Source organism: Cupriavidus sp. HMR-1 (assembly GCF_000319775.1).
Lineage (GTDB): Bacteria > Pseudomonadota > Gammaproteobacteria > Burkholderiales > Burkholderiaceae > Cupriavidus > Cupriavidus metallidurans.
In genome coordinates, this window is the sequence record NZ_ANKP01000276.1 from 1 (window position 1) to 9,344 (window position 9,344).

The 9,344-nt window shown below is 63.6% G+C and carries 7 protein-coding genes and 1 pseudogene; 5 read left to right on the plus strand and 3 right to left on the minus strand.

Annotation, left to right across the window (positions count from 1 at the left end):
* The 3 genes and pseudogenes from D769_RS29470 to map all read right to left on the minus strand — a co-directional run.
* Window positions 1-1,009, minus strand: a pseudogene (locus D769_RS29470) (16S rRNA pseudouridylate synthase); the annotation flags it as partial.
* Window positions 1,010-1,036: 27 nt separating this feature from the next.
* On the minus strand, window positions 1,037-3,610 hold the full coding sequence (locus D769_RS29475) for a [protein-PII] uridylyltransferase (RefSeq protein WP_008652264.1): 2,574 nt from the start codon (window positions 3,608-3,610) through the stop codon (window positions 1,037-1,039).
* A 79-nt stretch (window positions 3,611-3,689) separates the two neighbouring features.
* Window positions 3,690-4,508, minus strand: a complete 819-nt coding sequence (map, locus tag D769_RS29480) for a type I methionyl aminopeptidase (protein ID WP_008652265.1) — start codon at window positions 4,506-4,508, stop codon at window positions 3,690-3,692.
* A 347-nt stretch (window positions 4,509-4,855) separates the two neighbouring features.
* On the opposite strand from map, the gene rpsB reads away from it, so the two are divergent.
* The 5 genes from rpsB to D769_RS29505 all read left to right on the plus strand — a co-directional run bounded on the left by rpsB (window position 4,856) and on the right by D769_RS29505 (window position 9,212).
* Window positions 4,856-5,599: a 30S ribosomal protein S2 gene (rpsB, locus tag D769_RS29485; RefSeq protein ID WP_008652266.1), complete on the plus strand. Its 744-nt coding sequence runs from the start codon at window positions 4,856-4,858 to the stop codon at window positions 5,597-5,599.
* Window positions 5,600-5,826: 227 nt separating this feature from the next.
* Window positions 5,827-6,705, plus strand: coding sequence for a translation elongation factor Ts (gene tsf / locus D769_RS29490; protein ID WP_008652267.1), 879 nt, complete (start codon window positions 5,827-5,829; stop codon window positions 6,703-6,705).
* 304 nt (window positions 6,706-7,009) lie between these two features.
* Window positions 7,010-7,720, plus strand: coding sequence for a UMP kinase (gene pyrH, locus D769_RS29495; protein WP_008652269.1), 711 nt, complete (start codon window positions 7,010-7,012; stop codon window positions 7,718-7,720).
* Window positions 7,721-7,828: 108 nt separating this feature from the next.
* On the plus strand, window positions 7,829-8,389 hold the full coding sequence (gene frr / locus D769_RS29500) for a ribosome recycling factor (RefSeq protein ID WP_008652270.1): 561 nt from the start codon (window positions 7,829-7,831) through the stop codon (window positions 8,387-8,389).
* Window positions 8,390-8,441: 52 nt separating this feature from the next.
* The gene (locus tag D769_RS29505; protein WP_008652272.1) at window positions 8,442-9,212 is read left to right on the plus strand and encodes an isoprenyl transferase; all 771 of its coding nucleotides are present in this window, start codon (window positions 8,442-8,444) and stop codon (window positions 9,210-9,212) included.
* Window positions 9,213-9,344 lie beyond the last annotated feature (132 nt).

Below are 9,344 nucleotides of genomic sequence, written 5' to 3' on the forward strand. Positions count from 1 at the left end.
GTTCGTCATCGCCGTAGCGGCGGGGACGTTCGGCGCGATTGTCGTCGCCATAGCGGCGCGGTTGCGCGGGGCGGTTGTCATCCCCATAGCGGCGTTCACGCTGGGGGCGTTCCTCGTCGCCGAAGCGACGGGGCGGCGCGGCGCGATTCTCGTCGCTGAACCGACGGGGACGCTCGGCGCGATTGTCGTCGCCATAACGGCGCGGTTGCGCGGGGCGATTGTCGTCTCCAGCGCGGCGTTCACGCTGGGGGCGTTCCTCGTCGCCAAAGCGGCGGGGCGGGGCGGCGCGATTCTCATCGCTGAACCGACGCGGACGCTCGGCGCGATTGTCATCGCCATAGCGACGCGGTTGCGCGGGGCGGTTGTCGTCCCCATAGCGGCGTTCACGCTGGGGGCGTTCCTCATCGCCAAAGCGACGGGGGGGCGCGGCGCGATTCTCATCGCTGAACCGACGCGGACGCTCGGCGCGATTGTCGTCACCATAGCGGCGCGGCTGCGCGGGGCGGTTGTCATCCCCATAGCGGCGTTCACGCTGGGGGCGTTCCTCGTCGCCAAAGCGACGGGGGGGCGCGGCGCGATTCTCATCGCTGAACCGACGCGGACGCTCGGCGCGATTGTCATCGCCATAGCGGCGCGGCTGCGCGGGGCGGTTGTCATCGCCGTACCGGCGCTCGCGCTGCGGGCGCTCCTCATCGCTGAACCGGCGTGGTGCCCGTTCTCCTTCGGCAAAACGGCGAGGTGCCCGCTCGCCTTCGGCGGGGCGCGGACGTGCCGGTCGCGCCGGTCGATCCTGACGCTCATTGCGCGGCGCGCCATCGGCCGGCCCAGCCTTGCGCTTGTCCTTGTCGGAGGCGCGGTTCTTGGCCTGTTTGATCCCCGTGACCACTTCCTGGACACGCTTGCGGTTCAGGTCAGACACGCGCACGGGGCGGCTCGCCTTGCGCGTTGTGCCGGAGGAAGTGGTCTTGATGCCCAGCGTCTTGCGGCCGGGCGTATTGCTATCGGTCATATCGTTTCAACTACCGGCGTGCCGGCCTCAGATGGCCAGCGCGTCGAGCAGGTCCTGTTCAAGCTGAATCTGCAATCGGTTGTCGGCGGCCAGTCGCGAGCCGTCGACCAGGAACACGTCTTCCACGCGTTCACCGAGCGTATTGATGCGTGCCGAATGCACGGACACGCGATGTTTGGCCAGCACGCGCGCGATCGCGTACAGCAGGCCGGTGCGGTCGTTGGCGGATACCGACAGCAGGTAATACTGGCCGCGCTCGTCGGGACGCAGGTCCACGCGCGGCTTGATGGGGAAACTGCGCGACTGGCGCGACAGGCGTCCTTGTGCAGGGTCGGGGAGCGGGCACTCCAGCCGCACGCGCTCACCGAGTTCGTGCTCGACGAGCGTCAGGATGTCGCGGTAGTCACCGGCAAGACCAGGGTCCGTGATCTGGAACGTATCCAGCGCGTAACCGTCGCGCGTGGTCTCGATCTTGGCGTCCTGAATCGAAAAGGCCTTGCGCTCGAAGTAGCCGCAGATACGTGCGAACAGATCGGGCTGATCCTTGACGTAGACCGCTACCTGGAGACCTTCGCCCGCCGGCGAAATGCGCGCTTTGACCACGGGGTTGGGGCTGTTCACCTTGTTGAACAGACTGCGCGTGAGCCAGGCGATGTCGCGAGCGTCCTGCCGCATGAAGAACGACATGTCGAGCTTGTCCCACAGTGGCTTGGCCAGTTCGGGATCGAATGCTTTCAGTCGCAGTTGGGCGATCGTGTCGTCGCGCTTCTGTGCCCAGAGCGAATGTGTGTCGAGCCGCGCGCCGCCGAGCACGCGCAGCGTGATGCGGTACAGGTCCTCGAGCAGCTTGCCCTTCCAGGCATTCCAGACCTTCGGGCTGGTGCCACGAATATCGGCCACGGTCAGCAGGTACAGCGCGGTCAGATAGCGCCCGTTGCCCACTACCTGGGCGAATGCCTTGACCACGTCGGGGTCGGTCAGGTCCTGTTTCTGGGCGACGTGGCTCATCGTCAGGTGATGCTCGACCAGCCACGCGATCAGGTCCGTGTCTTCACGCGAGATGCCGTGCTGCTTGCAGAAGCGGCGGGCATCGACGGTGCCGAGCTTCGAATGATCGCCGCCACGGCCCTTGGCGATGTCATGAAACAGTGCCGCCACCCACAGCACCCAAGGGCGGTCGAAGCCAGCCATCAACTGGCTGCAGAACGGAAACTCGTGCGTATGCTCGACGATCGCGAAGCGGCGCATATTACGCACGACCATCAGGATGTGCTGGTCCACGGTATAGACGTGGAACAGGTCGTGCTGCATCTGGCCGACGATGCGTCGGAAATTGATCAGGTAGCGGCCCAGCACGCTGGTCTGGTTCATCAGGCGCAGCGCATGGGTGATCCCCTGCGGTTCCTGGACGATGGCCAGGAACAGGCGACGGTTCACCGGATCGTTGCGCCAGCTGGCGTCCATGACCGTGCGCGCGTTGTAGAGCCCGCGCAGCGTGCGCGGCGAAAGGCCTTTCACGCCGGGCGTGCGCTCATAGAGCAGGAACGTCTCCAGGATCGCGTGCGGATTGCGCTCGTAGAGATCGTCGCTCGTGATCTCCAGCATTCCCTGGCGTTCGACGAAACGATCGTTGATCTCGCGCGTGACCATCGACTCGCTCGGGAACAACATCGCCTCGATGTTCAGCAGCAGCACGCTGTTGAGCTGCGTGACCGCTTTGGCTGCCCAGTAGTAGCGGCGCATTAGCTGTTCGCTGGCGCGCTTGTTCGTGGTCTGCCGATAGCCGAATGCCTCGGCCAGCGCCGTCTGCAAGTCGAACACGAGCACGTCCTGGCGGCGGCCGGCCAGCAGGTGCAGGCGAGCGCGGATCGTGCGCAGCAGGCGCTCGTTGCGGGTGAGTTCCTGCGCTTCGCGCTCGGTCAGCAGGCCGCGCTCGAACAGTTGCTTCCAGCTGTCGCCGAGCCTGGCGGCCTCGGTCATCCACAGGATGACTTGCAGGTCGCGCAAGCCGCCCGGGCTTTCCTTGCAGTTCGGTTCCAGAGCGTACGGCGTGTCCTGGTACTTGGCATGTCGCTGACGCATTTCCAGCAGCTTGGCCTGGAAAAAGTCGGCCGCATCCATATCGGCCTGATAGCGCGTCTGCAAGGACTTGAACAGCGCCTTGTTGCCGATCAGCAGACGTGCCTCAAGCAGCGATGTGCGGATCGTGATGTCGGCCGCCGATTCGCGGATGCAGTCGTCGACCGTGCGCACCGACGAGCCGATCTCGAGGCCCAGGTCCCAGCATAGGCCGATAAAGCGCTCGAGCTTCGCTGCCGTTTCCGCGTCGGGATCGCCGGGCAGAAGTAGCAGCACATCGACGTCGGAGTAGGGGAACAGCTCGCCGCGCCCATAGCCGCCGACCGCCACCAGGGCGGCGTCGCCGGGCAGTTCCAGGCCAGTCCAGGCGTCAGTCAGCGCGACGTCGACGGCGCGGCGCAGCTTGGTGACGAGTGGGTTGACCTGGTTGTTCGCGTCGAATTCGGCGAACAGCGCCTGCTTGTCGGCCTTGAGCTTGTCGCGAATGCGCTGGCAGAGCAGCAGTTCCGGCGTGGTGTCCATGGGCGGGTCGATGGAGGTCGTGGGCACGGCTGCAAGAAGAAAGGGCGCCGTGGTTGGCGCCCTGGCGAACGTTGCGGCGTCAGGCCGCCACGGTTTCCGTGATGAATGCTGGCGGCAACGGCGAGCCTTCGGAAAGCGTCAGCACTTCGTAGCCGGTTTCGGTCACGAGCACGGTGTGCTCCCATTGGGCCGACAGGCTGCGGTCGCGCGTCTTGACGGTCCACTGGTCAGGCATCGTGCGGATATCGCGCTTGCCTGCGTTGATCATCGGCTCGATCGTGAAGATCATGCCGGTCTTGATCTCCATCCCAGTGGCTGGACGGCCGTAATGCAGGATCTGCGGGTCCGAGTGGAAGACCTTGCCGATGCCGTGGCCGCAATATTCGCGTACCACGCTATAGCCGGCGGCCTCGGCATGGGTCTGGATGGCATGGCCGATGTCGCCGAGGCGCGCGCCGTTACGCACCTGCTGGATGCCCTTCCACATGCATTCGTAAGTGATCTGGGACAGGCGCTTGGCCAGGATCGACGCCTCGCCGACCACGAACATGCGGCTCGTGTCGCCGTAGTAGCCTTCCTTGGTGATCACGGTGATGTCGAGATTCACCACGTCGCCGGTCTTCAGCACGCGGTCGCCCGGAATGCCGTGGCAGATCACGTCGTTGACCGACGTGCAGATGGCGCCAGGGAAGGGCGGGTAACCGGGGGGCGCATAGTTCAGCGGCGCCGGCACGGTGCCCTGCACGTCGCGCATATACGCGTGGCAGAGGCGGTCGAGTTCGCCGGTGCTGACGCCGGGCTTCACGTGCGGGGTGATGTAGTCGAGGACCTCGGAGGCAAGGCGGCAAGCCACGCGCATTTGGGCGATGTCTTCGGCGGTGTTGATATGGATGCTCATGCTGCTTTGCCTGTAAGTGACGGCTCAGCCACAGGCTGCGCCGGAAACGATTCGCAAGACGGGATTATCGCACCATCGTGACGGGAAAGCAGGGGGAACACGGGGAATTGTCCGATTGACGGCGGCGGGGCGGCCTGCTCTTGGTCGATTTCCAAGGGGGTTGAGCCGACCCCGACTTTGTTGCTACAATCGCGGGCTGACTTGCTCCGGGCTGCTCGACAAGCGTTGCGGTGGCTCAGGCGGGTCAGAAATCACTTTTTTGTAAATTGCTGGTCCGCCCATCCGGGGTGTTCCTTTTCAGGAATGTCGGGGCGGACTTCAGACCAAACCCTATTGGAGCACCTCTCATGTCCGTGACTATGCGCGAAATGCTGGAAGCCGGTTGCCACTTTGGCCACCAGACCCGCTTCTGGAACCCGAAGATGGCCCCCTTCATCTTCGGTCACCGCAACAAGATCCACATTATCAACCTCGAAAAGACCCTGCCGATGTTCCAGGACGCGCTGAAGTACGTGCGCCAACTGGCAGCAAACCGCGGCACCGTGCTTTTCGTGGGTACCAAGCGTCAATCGCGCGAAATCCTGGCTGAAGAAGCTGGTCGCGCTGGCATGCCCTACGTCGACGCCCGCTGGCTCGGCGGCATGCTGACGAACTTCAAGACCGTCAAGATCTCGATCAAGCGCCTGAAGGACATGGAAGCCGCCAAGGAAGCCGGCGCGCTGGAAACCATGAGCAAGAAGGAAGCGCTGATGTTCGAGCGCGAGATGGAAAAGCTGGAAAAGTCCATCGGCGGCATCAAGGACATGGGCGGTATTCCTGACGCCATTTTCGTGGTGGACGTCGGCTACCACAAGATCGCCGTGACCGAAGCCAACAAGCTGGGCATCCCCGTGATCGGTGTGGTCGACACGAACCACTCGCCGGAAGGCATCGACTACGTGATCCCGGGTAACGACGACTCGAGCAAGGCCGTGGCCCTGTACGTGCGCGGCGTGGCCGACGCGATCCTGGAAGGCCGCGCGAACGCGGTTCAGGAAGTCGTGGAAGCCGCACGCGGCGACGACGAATTCGTCGAAGTCCAGGAAGGCTGATTGCCCGCTGGCGTCTGAGGCCGGGGCACACCGGCCACTGACGCCTGCCTTGCGGCAACTAAAAAAGGGGGCACAGCTGGCGCCCCCTTTTTGCAAACAGAATTTGTTGTCATCCGCCGCGGATACCATTCGCCGCGGGTGAAGCCGGACTGAAGTGGATCTGATCCCGGCCGGCTGCCACGCGCGACGTGCTGGGCAGTCGGCCCGAACCAATCAAGGAGTGACAAATGGCGGCAATTACCGCAAGCATGGTTGCAGAACTGCGCGCGAAGACCGACGCGCCGATGATGGAATGCAAGAAGGCCCTGACGGAAGCCGACGGCGATCTGGGCAAGGCTGAAGAACTGCTGCGCGTCAAGCTGGGCAACAAGGCCAGCAAGGCTGCTTCGCGCGTGACCGCAGAAGGCATCGTGGTTTCGTACATCGACGGTACCACGGGTGCGCTGGTCGAACTGAACTGCGAAACCGACTTCGTGTCGAAGAACGACGACTTCCTGGGCTTCGGTGCCAAGGTTGCCGAGCTGGTCGCCAAGCAGAACCCGGCCGATGTGGCTGCTCTGTCGGCGCTGGAAATGGACGGTTCGACCGTCGACGCCGTGCGCTCGGCGCTGATCGGCAAGATCGGCGAGAACATGACGATCCGCCGCTTCCAGCGTTACACCAACGGTGGCAAGCTGGTTTCGTACCTGCACGGCACCCGTATTGGCGTGATGGTCGAGTTCGATGGCGACGAAACCGCCGCCAAGGACGTCGCCATGCACGTGGCCGCCATGAAGCCGGTGTCGCTGTCGGCTGACCAGGTGCCCGCCGAGCTGATCGCCAAGGAGCGCAGCATCGCCGAGCAAAAGGCTGCCGAATCGGGCAAGCCGGCCGAGATCGTCGCCAAGATGGTGGAAGGTTCGGTCCAGAAGTACCTGAAGGAAGTTTCGCTGCTGAACCAGTCGTTCGTGAAGAACGACAAGCAGACCGTGGAACAGATGCTGAAGGGCGTCAACACGACCGTGAAGGGTTTCACGCTGTACGTGGTTGGCGAAGGCATCGAGAAGAAGCAGGACGATTTTGCTGCTGAAGTGGCTGCCCAGGTGGCCGCCGCCCAGAAGGCCTGATGTCCTGGTGGCTGGGCGGGTTTCCCCCTTGAGGGGTGACCACCTGGCCACCGTATAATGCAGAGGGGCGCCGCAAGGTGCCCCTCTGCACAAGTGCGGCCTTCAGTGGCGCCGCACCAGCCAGTTTTCGCAGTCACCGGCATTTCGCGCGTCTTTTGACAGATGTTGCAGGCAGATGACAGCGAAAACCGGCTTGTCTCAGTCAAGCGATCCGTATTTTTGCGCGGCCGGTGCGCAGATGCTTCGTGCCGCCCGCGCCCACCCTCCGTTCAAACGAGCGATCAAGAACCAGCCCGAGGTGAACATGCCTGCCTATAAGCGCGTCCTTCTGAAATTGTCCGGTGAAGCCCTGATGGGCGACGATGCCTTCGGTATCAACCGTGCCACCATCGAGGGCATGGTCAATGACATTGCCGAAATCGTGAAGCTGGGTGTCCAGGTCGCGGTGGTCATCGGCGGCGGCAATATCTTCCGCGGTGTTGCTGGCGGTGCTGCCGGCATGGACCGCGCCACGGCCGATTACATGGGCATGCTGGCCACGATGATGAATGCGCTGGCCTTGCAGGACGCGATGCGCCACGCCAGCATCGAAGGCCGTGTGCAGTCCGCGCTGCGCATGGACCAGGTCGTCGAGCCGTATATCCGCCCGCGCGCGATTCGCCAGCTCGAAGAGGGCAAGGTGGTGATCTTCGCCGCCGGCACCGGCAACCCGTTCTTCACGACCGATACGGCCGCGGCGCTGCGTGGCTCTGAAATCGGTGCCGAAATCGTGCTCAAGGCCACCAAGGTGGACGGCGTGTATACCGCCGATCCCAAGAAAGATCCAAGCGCCACGCGCTATACGACCATCTCGTTCGACGAAGCCATTTCCCGCAACCTGCAGGTCATGGACGCCACCGCGTTCGCGCTGTGCCGTGATCAGAAGCTGCCAATCAAGGTGTTTTCGATCGTCAAGCCGGGCGCACTGAAGCGCGTGATCCTGGGCGAGGACGAGGGCACGCTGGTGCACGTTTAAGAGGCGGGGACCGCATCTGGATGCGGATTCGGTCCTTCCTCAGAGTAGAATGTTTCATTTTCGATCCCGCTGGGCGGGATCATGTCTGGCCGTTTTTCGGAGGTAATCATGACCGTCGCCGACACTAAGAAGAGCGTCGAGCAGAAGATGCAGAAGTCGATCGAAGCTTTCAGGGCCGATCTGGCGAAAGTTCGTACCGGCCGCGCGCATACCGGCCTGCTTGACCATGTTCAGGTGGATTACTACGGCTCGATGGTGCCGATCAGCCAAGTGGCTGCAGTCAGCCTTGCCGACGCCCGCACGATCTCCGTGCAGCCTTGGGAAAAGAAGATGGTCCAGGCTGTGGAAAAGGCGATCCGCGACGGCGATCTGGGCCTGAACCCGGCCACGATGGGCGACGTGATCCGCGTGCCGATGCCCCCGCTGACCGAAGAGCGCCGCAAGGAGCTGACCAAGGTGGTCAAGGGCGAAGCCGAAGGCGCCAAGGTGGCCGTGCGCAACCTGCGCCGCGACGCCAACGAGCAGTTCAAGAAGCTGGTCAAGGACAAGGCTATTTCCGAGGACGACGAGCGTCGCGGTCAGGACGAAGTGCAGAAGCTCACGGACAAGTTCGTGGCCGAAATCGACAAGCTCGTTGCCGAGAAAGAGAAGGAGATCATGACGGTGTAAGGCCGTCCTGGCGGCCGAGCCGCCAGGGTTGCCGGATATCGTCCGCGAATCCATGCAGCACATCAGTTCGACGCTAGGCGTTCCCGATACCACTTATGTGCCTCGGCACGTTGCCATCATCATGGATGGCAACGGTCGCTGGGCGACGCAGCGTCATCTGCCCCGCGTGGCCGGCCACAACCGTGGCCTGGACGCGGTGCGCGAGATCGTGCAGGCGTGCGCCGCGCGTGGCGTGCAGTACCTGACGCTGTTTGCATTCAGTTCCGAAAACTGGCGCAGGCCTGCCGACGAGGTGTCCTTCCTGATGCGTTTGTTCATGACCGCCTTGCGTCGCGAAGTGGTCAGGATGCACGCCAACAATATTCGCCTGCGCGTGGTCGGTGATCTCAGCCGGTTCAGCCCGCGCATTCAGCAGGCGATCAAGGATGCCGAGGCGCGCACGGCAGGCAATACGGGTCTGACCGTGACGATCGCCGCCAACTATGGCGGCCGCTGGGATCTGCTCCAGGCGATGCGCAAGATGCTGGCGCGTTCGCCGCTGCTCGATTCGGACGCGATTGACGAGTCTGTTCTGGCACCGCATCTGGCCATGGCCTACGCGCCCGAGCCGGACCTGTTCATCCGCACCGGCGGAGAGCAGCGCATCAGCAACTTCCTGCTCTGGCAGCTTGCCTACACGGAGCTGTATTTCACCGAAACGTTCTGGCCGGATTTTGATGCCGCCGAGCTGGACAAGGCCTTTGCCTCGTACCGTCAGCGCGAGCGGCGCTTCGGACGGACCAGCGCGCAGCTGGTGGCGCCAGGCCTGTCCGGCACAGCCTGACGCATCGAACCCCCAACAAACTCACGGGAACCCACAGCGCACATGCTCCTTACCCGCGTCATCACCGCCGTATGCCTGTTGCTGTTGATCCTGCCGATCCTGTTCCTGGCGCCGCCGGCGGCACTGGCGGGG

Bases quoted from the DNA above. Each gene is read 5' to 3' on its own strand.
- D769_RS29475 (WP_008652264.1), bottom strand. From the start codon at position 3,610: ATGGACACCACGCCGGAACTGCTGCTCTGCCAGCGCATTCGCGACAAG.
- map (WP_008652265.1), bottom strand. From the start codon at position 4,508: ATGAGCATCCATATCAACACCGCCGAAGACATCGCCCAAATGCGCGTG.
- rpsB (WP_008652266.1), top strand. From the start codon at position 4,856: ATGTCCGTGACTATGCGCGAAATGCTGGAAGCCGGTTGCCACTTTGGC.
- tsf (WP_008652267.1), top strand. From the start codon at position 5,827: ATGGCGGCAATTACCGCAAGCATGGTTGCAGAACTGCGCGCGAAGACC.
- pyrH (WP_008652269.1), top strand. From the start codon at position 7,010: ATGCCTGCCTATAAGCGCGTCCTTCTGAAATTGTCCGGTGAAGCCCTG.
- frr (WP_008652270.1), top strand. From the start codon at position 7,829: ATGACCGTCGCCGACACTAAGAAGAGCGTCGAGCAGAAGATGCAGAAG.
- D769_RS29505 (WP_008652272.1), top strand. From the start codon at position 8,442: ATGCAGCACATCAGTTCGACGCTAGGCGTTCCCGATACCACTTATGTG.